This is a genomic window from Paenibacillus gansuensis (assembly GCF_042684925.1).
Classification (GTDB): Bacteria; Bacillota; Bacilli; order Paenibacillales; family DY6; genus Paenibacillus_N; species Paenibacillus_N gansuensis.
Genome location: NZ_JBHUME010000007.1, coordinates 230,347 through 246,048, shown reverse-complemented (window position 1 = coordinate 246,048; position 15,702 = coordinate 230,347). Strand labels below are relative to the sequence as shown.

Here is a 15,702-nt window from a genome sequence, read left to right as displayed (position 1 = left end):
GTGATTTTTAATAAAATAAAAGGAAAATAATTTCTTTGCGGAAAGAGTTATAGCTCAGAAAACGGTGATCATGGAAGAATGTACTCTTTACATACAGGAGGATCCCCTGGATATTAATTTGTATCATCACGAACGCTATGACGGACAGGGAACCCGCACAGTATTCGTGGGAAGGATATTCCATTAGGCGCCCGGATTTTTGCGATTGCCGATGCCTTGGATGCTTTAAGGACGAAGAAACCTTATAAATACAGGGTACAGAAGCTGGTAACAGGCAAGATAAAGCTGACTAAGTCCGCAGGTTTCGGTGTCCGCTTCCTTTTGATACAATCGGTATGCACTCTCTGTATGCCCACTACTCAGACCGCAGGTGATAAAAATGAACCGACCGCCGCTACAGGACCGCATTGCCGCTTTATCCGAACGAGGAACCGGCATTGTTGAGAAAACCGTTCATGCTTTGGAACAAATGAAGGAGAATAAGTACCCGTTTCTAGGCAACTTCCTGCAGATCGTATATGAACCTTCGGACGACCCGGAAACCTTCGTCTGCTCCATGCCCATTACTCCTGATATCCAGAATCCGTACCGTATCGTTTACGGAGGAGTAACGGCTACACTTGCCGATATGGCAATGGCCTGGATGCTCGAGCATCAGCTGGAACCCGGGATTAAATTTGTAACAGTGGATATGAATATCCAGTACCATCATGCCGGAACCGGCCGCAGGCTGCTGGCGGAAGCACGTCTTGTCAGCCGGGCAAGGGATATTCTGCAGGTTTCCTGCCGGATCAGTAACGACAAGGGATCATTGGTTGCAGCTTCCACAGCTACGTTTATGCAGTTGACGTAAAATAAGCTTCAGCAAGGCAAAAAAGCAGGCCCTATTCAACGGGACCTGCTTTTTCACTTTATAGGGCCCAGTTCCCTTTGCGGAACACAGGCTCCTTCGTTCCGTCCTCCCGCTCACCGTCAATATCCAGATCGGCGGAACCGATCATGAAATCCACATGCGTCATACTCACGTTGGCACCCCGCTGAAGCAGCTGCTCTTTGGAAAGCTGAGTGCCGCCCTCGATGTTAAACGGATAAGCGCTCCCCAGCGCAAAATGGCAGGACGCATTCTCGTCGATACCGGTATTATAGAAAATCCGGTTCAAATTAGAGATCGGTGAATCATTCTGAACCAACGCCACTTCACCGAGGTAACGGGCGCCTTCGTCCGTTTCCAGCAGCGCTTTCAACGCTTCATAGCCCACTTCAGCCGTGAAATCCGTGACCCTTCCTTCTTCAAACGTAAGCGTAAAGCGGTCCACCAGGCTGCCGTTCAGGTTGAGCGGCATTGTGCTGCTAACCGTACCATTCGTGCCGGATCTGCGGGGCATCGTAAATACTTCTTCCGTTGGCATGTTCGGGACGAAATAGATCCCGCTCTGGTTCGTATTGCCTCCCCCGATCCAAATATGCCCGTCGTTCAGTTCAACGGTCAAATCCGTACCAGGGGCCTTATAGTGAAGTTTCTTATAACGCTTGGCATTCAGCTTCGCGGACAAAGTTGTTAACGTATCGATATGCTCCCGCCACGCTGCCACCGGGTCGTCATGGCCGATCCGGTTCATCTGGAAAATCGTGTCCCACATTGCCCCGATCCGCTCCTCTTCGGGCAGGTCGGCAAACACTTTATCCGCCCATACGCGGGTAGGCGCCTTCACCAGGCACCAGGCCAGCTTGTTCGTGCGCACATAACCGGAGAAGGTTTCCCGGGCCGCAGCCGCCGTACGGGTTGCCTTGGATACTTTGCCCGGGTCGATCCCTTCGAAAAGATCCGGGTTCGGCACTTTAATGTTCAGCAGAGCGCCGCCTTCTTCCGCCAGCCTCTCCATCGTTTCTGCTTCCCATTTCGGATAGAAGGAGAACGATTCTTCCGGCGCCGCCTCAAATCTGGCCCGGGTCACCGCCTCGTCATTCCAGGAGACTTGAACGTACTTGGCTCCCGCCTCATAGGCTTTACGCACGACGGCACGGGTAAACTCAGCAGCTTCCAGAGGCGACTCCACGTAAAGCACCTGCCCCTGCTGCAGGTTCACGCCGACTTTCACCACCAGCTCGGCATATTTATGTAATTGCTGTTCAAAGCGATCCGCTTGATGTGTAACCGTCATGGACATTTCCTCTTTTCTCATCGTCAGTCATTCAAATCCATATTATAAACGTTGAGGCGGAAGGTGTCCAAAAACTGCGGAACAATCCTGCAAAAAAACCTCCGCGCAGGGCGCCGGATATCCGGCCGCCGCCTGTGCGGAGGTTCTGTGTGTCAGCGGAACGCGGTCAGCGCTTCGTTAAGCGGCCGTGTAGCCGCGTAAATCCCGCGGTATACCGTGTAGAGCTCATCGTAACGGCGGACGCGTTCGGCGTCAGGCTGGAACGTCTTGGCCGGGCGCAGGAACTGCCCGGCGCATTCCGAGAGGCTGCCGAACCAGCCGCAGCCGACCGCTGCCAGCATGGCCGCGCCCATCGCCGGGCCCTGCTCGCTTTCCAGCTTCACCACCTCGGCGTTGAACACATCGGCCTGCATCTGCAGCCAATGGTCGTTCCTTGCTCCGCCGCCGATGGAAGTAATGCTGTCGATGCGTTTGCCGGCCGCGCGCAGAATGTCCACGGACTCGCGCAGCGAGTACGTGATCCCTTCCACGACGGCACGTGTGAAGTGGCCCAGCTCATGGGAGGCATCCATGCCGATAAAGCTGCCGCGGATGGAAGCATCCGCGTGAGGAGTCCGTTCACCCACGATATAAGGGGTGAACAGCAGCCCTTTTGCGCCGGGTTCCGTCGTGCCCAATGCGGTCAGCAGCTCATCGAAACTTTGTTCCGGGGCGAACGTTTCTTTGAACCACTGCAGGCTGTACCCGGCTGCCAGCGTTACCCCCATCGCATAGAAGGCATCCTTCTGCCCGTGGTTGAAGAAATGCACTTTGCCGGCATAATCCCGATCTTTGCCGGCTTCGTAGGAGAGCACTACCCCCGATGTGCCGATACTGCACATCGTCTGCTCCCCCGACAAAATGCCTGCGCCGATCGCGCCGCACGCATTATCGGCTCCGCCCGCGAACACTTTCGCCGCGGGCGACAGTCCGGTCTGCTCCGCCATTTCCAGCGTAATCGTGCCGACGAGGTCGGACGATTCCACCAGGGGCGGGCAGACGGACGGATCGATGCCGAGCGCCTCGCAAATCTCGGCGCTCCACCGCTTCTCCGCCACGTCAAGCAGCAGCGTGCCGGCCGCGTCGGAATACTCCATCGCTAACTGCCCGGTCAGGCGGTAGCGCAAGTAATCCTTCGGCAGCACAAATACGGATGCCGTCTCGTACAGCTGCGGCTCATGCTCTTTCACCCATAGCAGTTTCGGCAGGGTGAACCCTTCCAGCGCCGGGTTTCTGGCGATGTCCAGCAGCCGGCTGCCAAGCTTGCTTTCGATGAGGCGGCACTGCGCCGTGGTCCGTGTGTCGTTCCACAAAATGGCGTCCCGCACCACCCGACGGTCTTTGTCGAGCAGTACGAGCCCGTGCATTTGTCCGGAGAAGCTCAGCCCTTGGATTTCCTCCGGAGCCGTCCCGCTTTCCTGGATAAGCCGGCGGATCGCCTTGACGGTGCCTTTCACCCAATCCTCCGGTTTTTGCTCACTGTAGCCGGACTGCAGATGAATCAGCGGATAGCTTTCCGAAGCTTCGGCAGTCACCACTCCGGATCTGTTTACCATCACAACTTTTACGGAACTGGTGCCGAGGTCGACGCCCAATACGTAGCTCATAGGTATGTCTCCTTTTTTACCCGAACAGGTATTGGTTTACCACAGATTTGATCAGTTCCTGGCGGCCGGAAACGTTCTTGATCGGACCTTGATCCAACGCATACTGCTCCAGGGAAGCCAGTGTAGCTTTGCCCGCAACGATATCCGCACCGATGCCTTCCTTGAACGAAGCGTACCGCGTATCGATAAACTGATCCAGCACACGGTCTTCGATCAGCTTCGAGGCAACCTTCAGCCCTTTTGCATAAGCGTCCATGCCGGCAATGTGAGCGTAGAACAGATCTTCCGGCTCGAAGGATGCCCTTCTTACTTTGGCGTCGAAGTTAATGCCGCCGCTGCCGATGCCGCCGTTTTGGAGCACCTCATACATAGTCATCGTTGTTGTGTACAGATCGGTAGGGAATTCATCCGTATCCCATCCGAGCAGCAGATCTCCCTGGTTCGCATCCAGCGAGCCCAGCATTCCGTGCAGTCGGGCTACACGCAGTTCGTGTTCAAACGTATGGCCGGCGAGCGTAGCATGGTTCGCTTCCAGGTTCAGCTTGAACTTGTCTTTCAGCCCGTAAGTCTGCAGGAATGCGATGCAAGTAGCAGCGTCAAAATCATACTGATGCTTCGTCGGCTCCTTCGGCTTCGGTTCGATCAGGAATTGAGCGCCAAATCCGATTTCGTTCGCATAATCAATAGCCATATGGTACAACCGTGCCAAGTTATCCAATTCCAGCTTCATATCGGTGTTCAGCAGTGTTTCATATCCTTCACGGCCGCCCCAGAATACATAGTTTTCCGCACCTAGCTCTTTACCGGTTTCCAGGCCCTTCTTCAGCTGGGCAGCGGCATAGGCGTATACTTCAGCGTTGGAAGTCGTCCCGGCACCGTGTACGAACCGCGGGTTGGTGAACATGTTAGCGGTGTTCCAAAGGAGCTTGACCTTGCTGGTTTTCATATAATCCTTCATCATGGCTACAATGACGTCGAGGTTCTTGTTTGTTTCTCTTAGCGTGCCGCCTTCCGGCGCGATGTCACGGTCATGGAAACAGAAGTATGGAATACCGGTTTTTTCGATAAATTCAAATGCCGCCTCTACTCTCGCCTTAGCCAGGTCCATCCCGGAAAACCGGTCCCAGCCCCGCACAGCCGTTTCGGAACCGAACGGATCCGAGCCCCCGCCGACTAATGTATGCCAATACGCCATCGCGAACCGCAGATGTTCTTCCATCGTTTTGCCAGCGACAACTTCTTGCGCGTTATAGTGTTTAAATGCCAGCGGATTCGTCGAATCTTTGCCCTCGAATTGAATTTTGTTCACGTTTTCAAAATAAGCCATTAGGATATGTCCTCCTTCGAATGATTGGTGCTGGATTGGAATCATTTCACAAGTAGCTTACCATAACTATCTTAGTTTGTGCAATGGATAAACTAAGTTGCAATCCGGAATCTTTTCCACTACAGTAATGAATATGTAGGTAACCCGCGCTGCAGAATTTTGTAAATATCGAATAACTGCAGATGCATGAACGGAGTGTGTCCTTGTTTGCGAACGACCGGTGATCAACATTTAGTCAAAAAAATAAACAAATCCATCATTCTTCAGCTTATCCGCCGCAACTCCCCCCTTTCACGCGCAAAGCTGTCGGAGATCAGCGGCTTAAATAAAGGGACGGTTTCTTCCCTGGTCAACGAGCTGTTATCCGAGCAGCTGGCGTATGAAACAGGTCCGGGGGAATCGAGCGGCGGCCGCCGGCCGGTCATGGTCGTGTTCAACCAATCGGCAGGCTTTGCCGTAGGCATCGATCTGCGTGTGCACGAAGCGGTCGCCGTACTGACCGATCTGCTCGGCGTAGTAGTTCTTCAGAGGCAAATCCCTCTTGGCGCCAAAGATCCGGAGTCCGTCATTGGTGTGCTAACCGCTATGATTTCGGGTCTGATCGCGGATGCTCCCTCTTCTCCGCTTGGCATTGTCGGAATCGGCATTGGCGTTCCGGGACTTGTTGACGCCGAAGGCGGGGTGCTTTTCGCCCCTAATCTAGGATGGCGGGATGTTCCGTTGGGCGCCGCGCTGGTCTCTGCCTTCGGGCTCCCGGTAACCATTGATAATGAAGCGAATGCCGGTGCTCTCGGGGAGCTTGAGTTCGGCGCGGGCCAACAGCTGTCTAACCTGGTTTATGTCAGCGTCGGCACGGGTATCGGAACCGGAATGATCATGGGCGGCGACCTCTTCAAAGGAGCTTCCGGTTACTCCGGAGAAACCGGCCATATTTCCATTCAGGTGGACGGCAAGCCTTGTACCTGCGGCAACCGGGGATGTTGGGAACTCTATGCGTCTGAACAGGCTCTGGCGGAGGAGGCGGGGATATCCCATTTCGCGGAAGCGGCCAGACAAGCCGAGGCCGGAGCGGAGCGGGCAGTGCATGCTTTGGAGCAGATAGGCCGGTATCTCGGCGTTGGCATCGCTAATATCATTAATGTGATGAACCCGCAGTCGATCATTATAGGGAATGAAATTATCCATGCCGCTCCGTGGCTGGAGCAAGCGGTCCGCACCTCCGTTGAAGAGCGCGCATTGTCTTTTCACCGCAGCGGGCTGTCACTGGAATTCGCTCGGCTTGGGGACCGTTCTACCGTGCTCGGGGCCGCTTTCTCGGCAATTTCCGGCTTTTTCTCCAAGGATCGGGTTCAGATCGGATGAAGTAAACCGCGAATCGCGGCCTTTTGGAGAGGGGCAACCGCGTTTTAGCGGCAGCTGATTATGCCGTTTTCGGGAACAGTTTGGTGGGAAGCGGAAAGAACGGCGCGGCGGAAATCGACCTTTTTTCACAAATCTGTCAAAAAACTGACATTGATTTTCCTGCATGATCTGGGGTACAGTTGGGTAAATCTTCATTTGATTAGCCATGCACCTGTCAGATCATCGTAAGGGGGACTACCGGATGAATTTGTTTGAGAAACTTAAGAAAAGTGCTGCGGACGCCGGGCGCAAGGCCCAAACAGCTGTGGAAATTAACCGGCTCAGGACGCAAATTACCGATAAAAGGGACGAAATCAACGTCAAGCTTCTGGAGATGGGCGAGGCGGTTTATGAGGCTTACCGGGTAAGAGATCTTACGATTGCGGAACGGCCGATCGACGAAATTTCCAAAGCGATTCAGGATATTGAGCAGGAAATCGAGCAGATCGAGTACCGTATACATCAGTTCAAGAACGAACGCCAATGCAGCTGCGGTGCTGTCGCACCGTTGGATGCGAAGTTCTGTCCGGAGTGCGGAAGCCGTTTCGGGGAAATTTCCATTTTGCTTGACGAGGAGCCGGAAGACCTGCTGGATACCTGCCCTTCCTGCAAACAGGAGATTGAAGAGAATGCCAAGTTCTGTATGAACTGCGGCTACCGGCTGATGCGGGAACAGCAGCAACAACAGCAGCCTGCCGTGCAGACGTACGAATAAAACGGACGCGTTGAAATAAGAGCAATTAGGTTAGCTAATGATTCAAATTATCGGCTTTTTGCTTACATAAACGTAAAACTTCCTCTATTTCTTTCCCAACCTTCGTAATCAAAGGCTGGGAGCGAGATAAGAGGAAGTTTTTTCCATTATATCGTTTTTTCGGGTTCGTATCTATATACTGCTTTCCTGCACCTTAGCCAGCCGCGATCGGATCGGCTTTCCGTCCCACAAGATTTCGGTCAGCGCTTCCCTGCGCTTCATGGCCGGTTCTTCCAGCAGCACGAAGAAGTTTTTGGCAGGCAGCTCGCCCAGTCCGTGCTTGGCGGTGAGACGGTCGAGATAAGCCTTTCGTTTCTCTCCAAGGTCATTGGACACGTTGTCTCCGTCTGTCGAGAAACAATACAGCACGCCTGCTGCAGGGACCCTTTTTACCCGAAACAAAGATACGGCCCGCAAATAGAAATCCCAGTCCCAGTAATTGTACACTTCGGTATCGAACAGTCCCAGCGTTTCATGCAATTCTCTCCGGTACATGCAGCCGGATGCTACGAAAGTAGAGAACTTCCGCATTTCCAACGGATCGTCATTGTATGCGAACAGAAAACGGCTGTTAGGCGTACGGCTGCCGTCCTCCTCGAAGGTGTAATCGAAAATCTCCGCATCGGAATAGACCATATCCGCATCTTCCAAATGCTTCAGCATCCGCTCGATATGCGTAGGCATCAGTAAGTCGTCATCGTCAAGCAGCAGAATATATTCGCCCGTGGCTGCCTTCAGCGCAGTGTTGCGGGCATGGACATGCTTTCCATTCTGCTGGAGGTTGATCAGCTTGATCGGAAGATCCGGATAGGCTAGTACCGCTTCCTCTACCGGAGATCCATTGTCGTTTACGATAATGATTTCGGATGGCGCTGCCGTTTGCCTTGACAGAGACTCCAGAGCCTCGGCCAGCACCTTCGGGCGGTTATAAGTAGGAATAAGTACGGATATGGTTGCTTCTTGCACAGCTTCATTCTCCTTTGCGGGGATGGTCCCCCGTTCTATTACTTTATAAGCATGGAGCGTTCTGGTATGTTAATTGATCTGCTTCCTTTGCCGGGCGGCGTTCAATCTGGCCGCTCCCGTAATCAACAGTGCCATGACAGCCATCAACCCGGCCAGCAAGGCAACCGCCGTATCCGAGGCATAGTGGTCCATCGTATAGCCTGTAACAAGCGGCAGGACGGCTCCGCCTACCCCTCCGGATGCGATCAGGAGCGAGGTAGTCGTTTCCGTAGTTCCCGGCAGGGCGGTATTCGCGAAAATCAGGGCAATGGCAAAAATGCCAGCCATCAGCAATCCCATGCCCATCACCATCGCGAAGCTGGCAGCGAAACCGGAAACGGAATAGAACACGAGAAACAATCCCAGAGCCCCGAAGGAGCTGACCGTCACGTAACGCCCGTATCCCGCCCGCTCGGCCAGGTTTCCGGCGAATAACCGTCCGAAAGCCATGGTTGCCCAGAACAGGGAAACTGCCGCCGTTCCTGTTGAAGTCTGCACGCCGAGCTTATCGATCAGGATCGACGGAAGGAAGTTCACAAACGTCATTTCGATGCCCACATACAGTGCAAAGAACAAGGCCAAAACTGCCAGCACAGCAAGTTTAGGGCCTTGGTACATCACCCTTAACGATGTTTTTACCTCAGCAGGCCGTTTGGCAAACTGCCCGTCAGACTGGCCGAATGACATCCGGGCGTACAGGATAAAACACAATAAGGACAAACAGGCAATGACAGGAAAGCTGAGGCGCCAATAGCCCAATTTAATCAGAATGCCGGCTATGGCAGGCAGCAGCATCGCCCCGACGCCAAAAAACACTTCCAAACGGGCCATGGAGGAAGCCTTCGAGCCTTCTTCCGCAAACTCAATTACGGCAGCGCCGATCGCCGACTCCACCATCCCGAAGCCGTAACCGGCTATTGGAGCCGCAACCAGCATCAGGTTCCAGTCCGGAAGGAAGGTAAATATCAGCTCCCCGGCAGTCAGAGCGCCGAACGCAAGAAGTATGCACCCTCTTCTGCCCAACCGGCCGGACCACCAAGGCGATGTGAGGACTCCCAGCAAGAAACCGGAAAATTGAAGAAAAATCAGCGTCCCTCCGGCGGAGTAATTTTTGCCGTAATGGTGCAGCAAGTCTTCCAGAACCGAGCCTACCGCTACATGGGCAAACGCAATGACCAGGTAGGCAAGACACCCGGTCCACACAAATTTTTTCATAATAAGAGTACCGCCCTGTTGTAGTTTACCGCTTAAAACTGCGACAGCCTCTATTATAGGGTGAACCGCCGGTTTTGACCATAACAACTATGGAAAAGCTTACAAGATAGCCGCGGCTCCCTTGTCATTCTCGAGCAGTTGCTCTTTCCTGTGCAGATCCCGTTCAAACCTTACTCCGATCTCGAAACGGTTCCCGTACATATAAAGAATATCCCCTTCCGCCAGGATCTCGGTCATCCGTTTGCCTCGTATCTTGCGTTCCCCTCTATGGATAAACAGCAATTGAACATCGTCTTCCTCTGCCAACATGTCCTCAGGCTTAAGTCCGATCCACTCTGAACCCTCGAATAGCGGAACATCCACCAGCCAATCATCTTCGTCCAGAAACAACACTTCCCTTACCGCTACTTCATGAAGGTCAAAATGCTCTACGATCTTATGCTCAAAGAAACCTGCCAACTTCCGCTGCAGCTTCGGTATACGGAGACAGACCCATAGAATCGCCAGCATAATAGTAATCCAGATTGTTTCCTGTCCCTTCAGATGTTCCGAAATCATCGTGCTTAATGACGAGATGATGACCGCAAGCGAGAATACGCCGAACAGGATCAGAAATATGCCGATCTTGCGCCGGGCCGGATGGCGCAGTATCAGTTCGGACTCTTTGGTGGTAAAACCTGTGCCGGTTAACATCGAGACGACTTGAAATCTGGATATTTCCCGATCCAGCCCTGTCAATCGCATCAGAATTACACATATTTCCACTACCAGAAAAATAATTGCCAAATAAGTGCTGATAAAAACCATCCGGCTTCACTCCTTATTTCTGCATATTACCCATACCGAAGTGGCCGTAAACGTTTCAAAATATCCAGTAAATGTATGTTTCGCTTCCGATAGCTTTCGTGTATTAACACCTACACTGCTTTTCCAATTTTCATACAAAACAACTTTAGAGGGGAATGGACACATGCTTAAGTTTAGAAACTTTCAATTTCACACATTGCTCGCCCTTACACTGCTTCTCCTTATGACAGCAGCTGTAAGCGGTTGCGCGCTGCCCGATAAAAAAACGGCCCAAGCGGAGGACGGCGGAAAAGTAACGATCGATTTCTGGACCTTCTGGGGCTCTGAGACACGGAAGCCTATTATAGAAAAGATCATCAAAGACTTTAATGATTCCCAGGACAGGATTGTCGTGAAACATACTTATCTTCCTTGGGGCGATATCTGGACCAAAAATCTGGCCTCCATCGCTTCGAAAAACCCTGCGGACGTCATTGTGAACGACATCAATACTGTAGCCTTACGGGCAGAAAAGAAGCAGGTGACCGATCTGACGCCGTATCTTGCCAAAGATCGTATCCAAGACCGTTTTTATTCGAACCTGTGGAAAACCGGCGAATATAACGGCAAAGTATACTCCCTTCCTTTTGTAACCGATACACGGCTGTTGTTCTATAACAAGAAAGCGTTCCAGGAAGCGGGCCTCGATCCGAATAAACCGCCGCAAACATGGGACGAACTGGAGCAATACGCGATGAAGCTGGATAAAAAGAACGGCGGCACATACGACAGAATCGGCTTTTATCCGCTCTGGGGCGGGTTCGGCTGGGATAATTTTATGATGAATGCGGACGGAGGCACCGGTTTCTTTGATACGCAAGGTAATATTGCCGTCAACACGCCGGCCAAAACCGAAACGCTCGACTGGATTAATAAGTGGACGAAGCGCTATGGGCAAGGCACGATCGATAATTTTAAAGCGGAATTCGGCAAACAGCAGGCTGATCCGTTTATCGCGGGCAAGGTCGCGATGATCATAGATACGGCCACGTTTAATACCCAGCTCCGCGATTACGGAAAAGGCATGGAGTACGGTGTAGCGCCGATCCCGGAGCGGACTCCAGGCTCTGGGCACTACAGCAGCGGCGGAGGTTTCGTAGTGGAGATCCCTTACGGCGCCAAGCATCCTGATGAGGCTTGGGAGTTCCTGAAATTCCTTACCGACAAGGCCCCCCAAACGTACTGGGCGGAGAAAAACTTCGACATCGCGGCCAACAAAGCGGCCAATGAAGCTCCGCAACTCAGTAAAGATCCCGTGTTTAAAGCAGCGGTGGACAATATGCAAGTGACTCAGATGTTCCCTACGCCTGTACAAGCCCCGGACTTCAAGAAACTGATCGATCCGCAGGTCGATGCCGCACTGCTCGGCCGGCAAAGCTCAAAAGACGCCTTAAGCAAAGCGGACCAAGCCGTCCGGAACTTGATGGAACATAACAAATAACATGGCTGTTCTGCAGGAGGGGCCAGCCCCTCCTTTTGCCTATGAAATCTAAATGATATCACCGGGAGGAACTACGATGGAAGCTGCCGCTAAAGCAAACAAATGGAAACGCCGCAGGCGCAGTAAAACGGCATTTCGCGAACATCTGCAAGGATACATGTTTATTATGCCCTGGCTGATCGGCCTGTTTGGCATCACGTTATTCCCGCTGCTGTTTTCCTTGTACGGGAGCTTTACCGATTACGATATTACTTCAAGAATGAACTGGGTCGGGTTAGCCAATTTTGATAGGATGTGGAACAATGACCCGCTGTTCTGGGTATCTCTGAAAAATACCCTGTTTTATGTGGCCTGGATGGTGCCTCTTACAACGATAGGTTCTGTACTAATGGCCTTGCTGCTTAATGAAAAGCTTGCCGGTATCCGGATGTTCCGCACCATCTTTTACCTGCCCGCCGTACTTTCGGGTGTAGGCGTTTATATGCTCTGGATGCAGCTGCTGAGCCCGTCCTCCGGACTCGTGAACACGGCGCTCGGCTGGTTCGGCATCGGCGGCCCCGCCTGGCTGACGGATCCGGCCTGGACGAAGCCCTCGGTCATTTTCATGAAAATGTGGAGTGTAGGCGGCAGCATGCTCCTTTATTTGGCCGCACTGCAGAATGTTTCTCCAACCCTTTATGAATCTGCGAAAATAGACGGAGCCGGTATACTGCACCGATTCAGGCATATTACACTGCCGATGATCACACCGGTTATTTTCTACGATGTAGTCACATCCCTTATCGGCGGTTTTCAGATTTTTCAAGAAGGCTATGTCATGTCGGAGAGCGGTGACGGAGGCCCTATGAACTCCATGCTGTTCTATAACTTGCATATGTGGAACAAGGCGTTCGAAGTATTTGATATGGGTTATGCGATGGCGATGGCCTGGGTGCTGTTTGCAATTGTGATGGTACTGACGTTCCTTAACCTCGGGCTGTCGAAATATTGGGTTCATTATGAAGGAGGTGACCGGTAATGCCGAAAACGGCCGCTGCAGCTGATCGCCGCCCCATTCTTGGTACCGGAAGCAGAAATTCGGACCTTACTTCCGTAACGCATGCAGGAATCAGTATGAAGCGCGCACGGATATTGCGTGCCGCGGTCTTATACTCGCTCCTGATCGCCGGGAGTGCCGTGATCCTGATGCCTTTCTGGTGGATGATCGCCACCTCGCTGAAGTCGATGGATGAAATTATGGCTTATCCTCCTACTTTCGTGCCGAAAGAGGCCTTCTGGAGCAACTATGCGCATACATGGAACGCAGCCCCGTTCACTCAATATACGCTGAACACCCTGTTTCTTGCCGTAAGCACAGTCGCGGGTAATGTATTGGTCAATTCATTCGTAGCATACGGTTTCGCCAAGATTGACTTCCGGGGCAAAAAGTTCTGGTTCGCGCTGCTGCTTGCAACCATGATGATACCGGGTTTTGTCACGCTGATTCCGCAGTATATTTTCTTCTCTAAACTAAATTTGGTGGGGACGTACTATCCGCTCATCCTGCCGGCGTTTCTGGGCAATGCATTTTTTATCTTCCTGGTGCGGCAGTTTTATATGGGCGTCCCAAACGACCTGATCGAAGCGGCCAAAATCGACGGAGCCAGCCATTTCCGGATATGGCTGCAAATCATGATTCCGCTGGCGAAGCCTGCTCTGATTGCCGTAGCGATCTTTTCATTCAACGGAGCCTGGAACGATTTCCTCGGACCGCTGCTCTATGTGAACGACGAAACGCTGTATACGCTCCAGATCGGGCTGCAAACCTTTAAGACTACACTCACAACCCAATGGAATTATTTGATGGCGGGATCCGTACTAGTCCTGCTGCCGGTCATTGTCTTGTTCTTCCTCATGCAGAAATATTTCATCGAAGGGATGAATTTACAGGCGGGGACAAAAGGCTGACGGGAAAGGACTCGGCAGCATAATAAAGGCGCCCGCACGGAACGTGCGGGCGCCCTTTGCCAACTTTATGGTTTTAGGCTGGAGATCCATGATTCCATCATGTCGGTGACCTCCTGCCGCTGCGCTGCGGGAGAGGTTTGAGCTTCATTGTCGCCCTTTTGGAGACCGTAACTGCCGAATTGGGAATGGTTACCTCCGCTCACCGTAAAGTATACCGTATCTGCGGGAAGCAGCTTCTTGCTCTCCTCGAAGCGTTCCCGGTTGAGGACGCCGTCGCGGCTCCCCGTCACCGAAAGCGCCGGGATCCCGGCTTGCGCGAGATTGCCTTTGGCTTCAGGATAAGATCCCATGAAAAACACGCCGCTGATCACTTCCGCATGGCTGGCTGCATACCTTGCGGCCATGGTGCCTCCCAGTGAGTGACCGCCGATAATGAACCGTTCCGTTTTGCCTTTCCAGGCATCCACCACTTCATCGGCCCTGTCCGCGCCCAGCACAGCCAGATTCAACGGCATCTTAACGATAAATGTTCGATAACCGTCGCCAGCCAATTCTTTGGCGTACGGGGCATAGCTTTCCGGCGTAACCAGTCCGCCCGGATAAAAAATTACCGTAGTCGGTCCTGCGTTACTCGGTTCGAAATGAAGCAGCCCGCCTTCTTCCGTAACGGTGACTGCGGCAGAACTCTGCATAGCGGCTAACGCATCCCGGTCAGGTTTATAGGGCTTCAAGTAATCGTATCCTGCGGCCGCCAACAGGATCAGCACTAATGCTAATATACGCAGCAGCACCTTTTTTTTCATGAACGTAACTCCTTAGTATCCATCTGTCTCGAAATTAGCCGGGGAAACGTTTCAACAGCCACCGTAGTGAAGCCGTAAGAAGCAAATACAGAATAACAACGACGAGAAAGGTCAGCCACCGCTCCGTCGGGCTTCCGTCGGCGAACACGGCCGGTCCAAGGCCAAAAAAGGTGACTAACCCGAACAGCACTGCAAACAATCCGATCAGACCCGCTTTCATTTCCGCTTCCCCCAATCGTATCTGTCTAAAGATCCTTCTCATTTTACGATACCAGACCTGCAGCGGAAAACCAACTGCATATGTAAATATCCTGTCCCTACGGGCATATGCTGGTAGTATCCTTTTTTACCACATAACCTATTGGCGAATAAACATACAATAAACGCTGTCGCTCCGCTTCGAAAAGACCTCGATAGAGGTTTATCTCATGAAAAACGTTTTGAGGTGTGCACCTATGGACTTGAATCTGGACTTTGTGTTCAAACTATCGTTTGCTCTGCTCGTGGGACTTCTCATCGGGATTGACCGCCAGCTCAAGCATAAACCCCTCGGGTTGAAAACCTGTATGATTTTATGTATCGCAAGCTGTCTTGTTACCATTGTATCCGTGGACTCCATGAAATATTTGAAACATCCGGTCATCAACAATGATCCTATGCGGCTTGCCGCCCAAATCGTCAGCGGCGTAGGTTTCCTTGGGGCCGGGGTGATTCTACGGAGAGGACATGATGTAATCAGCGGCCTTACTTCGGCTGCGATGATCTGGTCGGCATCCGGACTTGGGATAGCGATCGGCGCCGGATTTTATATTGAGGCTTTCTATACGGTCTGCCTGTTGATATTTGCCGTGAATGTGCTGCCTTGGATTTTGCGGAAAGTCGGTTTCATGCGAATGCACCACAGGGATATTTACGTCAAAGTGACGCTGGAGCCCAACCAGAAGCTATCCGATATCCTTACCAGCATCCACGGAACCGAAGGCCTCGGCATCATCAAGACGTTGAAAGTCAAAGATATCGAATCGGGGCTGCAGCAGATGGAGATTACCCTCTCTTCCCCTCCTCATGTGAAATTTGCGACGGATGTGTATTATGTCATTAAAAAAATGGAACACGTACGCCATGTCGAAGTTGAGCATCTGTGACAAGAAGCGC

The 15,702-nt window shown here is 52.4% G+C and carries 15 protein-coding genes; 7 read left to right on the top strand and 8 right to left on the bottom strand.

The features are described 5' to 3' along the window. Nucleotides 1–379: 379 nt before the first annotated feature. Nucleotides 380–853: a PaaI family thioesterase gene (locus ACFSUF_RS08825; protein WP_377602160.1), complete on the top strand. Its 474-nt coding sequence runs from the start codon at nucleotides 380–382 to the stop codon at nucleotides 851–853. A gap of 58 nt (nucleotides 854–911) precedes the next feature. On the opposite strand, the gene ACFSUF_RS08820 is transcribed toward ACFSUF_RS08825, so the two are convergent. From ACFSUF_RS08820 to xylA, 3 genes are all read right to left on the bottom strand, one after another. Then, nucleotides 912–2,162 carry an aminopeptidase gene (locus ACFSUF_RS08820; protein ID WP_377602158.1) on the bottom strand — a complete coding sequence of 417 codons (1,251 nt, stop codon included), beginning with the start codon at nucleotides 2,160–2,162 and terminating at the stop codon, nucleotides 912–914. Nucleotides 2,163–2,314: 152 nt separating this feature from the next. Beyond that, nucleotides 2,315–3,808: a xylulokinase gene (gene xylB, locus ACFSUF_RS08815; protein WP_377602156.1), complete on the bottom strand. Its 1,494-nt coding sequence runs from the start codon at nucleotides 3,806–3,808 to the stop codon at nucleotides 2,315–2,317. A 16-nt stretch (nucleotides 3,809–3,824) separates the two neighbouring features. After that, nucleotides 3,825–5,135 (bottom strand): xylose isomerase, encoded by a 1,311-nt coding sequence (xylA, locus tag ACFSUF_RS08810; RefSeq protein WP_377602154.1) that lies wholly within the window; start codon nucleotides 5,133–5,135, stop codon nucleotides 3,825–3,827. 207 nt (nucleotides 5,136–5,342) lie between these two features. Here xylA and ACFSUF_RS08805 point away from each other — a divergent pair, with 207 nt between their 5' ends. Then, nucleotides 5,343–6,497 carry an ROK family protein gene (locus ACFSUF_RS08805; RefSeq protein WP_377602152.1) on the top strand — a complete coding sequence of 385 codons (1,155 nt, stop codon included), beginning with the start codon at nucleotides 5,343–5,345 and terminating at the stop codon, nucleotides 6,495–6,497. Between the two features lie 241 nt (nucleotides 6,498–6,738). Next, entirely contained in the window at nucleotides 6,739–7,251 is a 513-nt protein-coding gene (locus ACFSUF_RS08800) for a zinc ribbon domain-containing protein (protein WP_377602150.1), read from the top strand. Nucleotides 7,252–7,422: 171 nt separating this feature from the next. On the opposite strand, the gene ACFSUF_RS08795 is transcribed toward ACFSUF_RS08800, so the two are convergent. The 3 genes from ACFSUF_RS08795 to ACFSUF_RS08785 form a co-directional block, all read right to left on the bottom strand. After that, nucleotides 7,423–8,256 (bottom strand): glycosyltransferase family 2 protein, encoded by an 834-nt coding sequence (locus ACFSUF_RS08795; protein ID WP_377602149.1) that lies wholly within the window; start codon nucleotides 8,254–8,256, stop codon nucleotides 7,423–7,425. 69 nt (nucleotides 8,257–8,325) lie between these two features. Beyond that, nucleotides 8,326–9,510, bottom strand: a complete 1,185-nt coding sequence (locus ACFSUF_RS08790; protein WP_377602147.1) for an MFS transporter — start codon at nucleotides 9,508–9,510, stop codon at nucleotides 8,326–8,328. Nucleotides 9,511–9,609: 99 nt separating this feature from the next. Then, entirely contained in the window at nucleotides 9,610–10,317 is a 708-nt protein-coding gene (locus tag ACFSUF_RS08785) for a potassium transporter TrkA (protein WP_377602145.1), read from the bottom strand. Nucleotides 10,318–10,480: 163 nt separating this feature from the next. On the opposite strand from ACFSUF_RS08785, the gene ACFSUF_RS08780 reads away from it, so the two are divergent. From ACFSUF_RS08780 to ACFSUF_RS08770, 3 genes are all read left to right on the top strand, one after another. Next, nucleotides 10,481–11,797 (top strand): ABC transporter substrate-binding protein, encoded by a 1,317-nt coding sequence (locus tag ACFSUF_RS08780; protein WP_377602143.1) that lies wholly within the window; start codon nucleotides 10,481–10,483, stop codon nucleotides 11,795–11,797. Nucleotides 11,798–11,873: 76 nt separating this feature from the next. Beyond that, entirely contained in the window at nucleotides 11,874–12,815 is a 942-nt protein-coding gene (locus tag ACFSUF_RS08775) for a carbohydrate ABC transporter permease (RefSeq protein ID WP_377602141.1), read from the top strand. Next, nucleotides 12,815–13,744 carry a carbohydrate ABC transporter permease gene (locus ACFSUF_RS08770; RefSeq protein WP_377602140.1) on the top strand — a complete coding sequence of 310 codons (930 nt, stop codon included), beginning with the start codon at nucleotides 12,815–12,817 and terminating at the stop codon, nucleotides 13,742–13,744. Before ACFSUF_RS08775 ends, ACFSUF_RS08770 begins: the two co-directional genes overlap by 1 nt. Nucleotides 13,745–13,809: 65 nt before the next feature. Here the strand turns inward: ACFSUF_RS08770 and ACFSUF_RS08765 are convergent, their stop codons facing one another. Both ACFSUF_RS08765 and ACFSUF_RS08760 read right to left on the bottom strand, forming a co-directional pair. Further along, on the bottom strand, nucleotides 13,810–14,547 hold the full coding sequence (locus ACFSUF_RS08765; RefSeq protein WP_377602138.1) for an alpha/beta family hydrolase: 738 nt from the start codon (nucleotides 14,545–14,547) through the stop codon (nucleotides 13,810–13,812). Nucleotides 14,548–14,581: 34 nt separating this feature from the next. Beyond that, nucleotides 14,582–14,767 (bottom strand): DUF6954 family protein, encoded by a 186-nt coding sequence (locus tag ACFSUF_RS08760; RefSeq protein WP_377602136.1) that lies wholly within the window; start codon nucleotides 14,765–14,767, stop codon nucleotides 14,582–14,584. A 235-nt stretch (nucleotides 14,768–15,002) separates the two neighbouring features. Here ACFSUF_RS08760 and ACFSUF_RS08755 point away from each other — a divergent pair, with 235 nt between their 5' ends. Further along, complete coding sequence (locus ACFSUF_RS08755; RefSeq protein WP_377602134.1) at nucleotides 15,003–15,692, top strand: MgtC/SapB family protein; 690 nt, start codon at nucleotides 15,003–15,005, stop codon at nucleotides 15,690–15,692. Nucleotides 15,693–15,702: the final 10 nt, after the last annotated feature.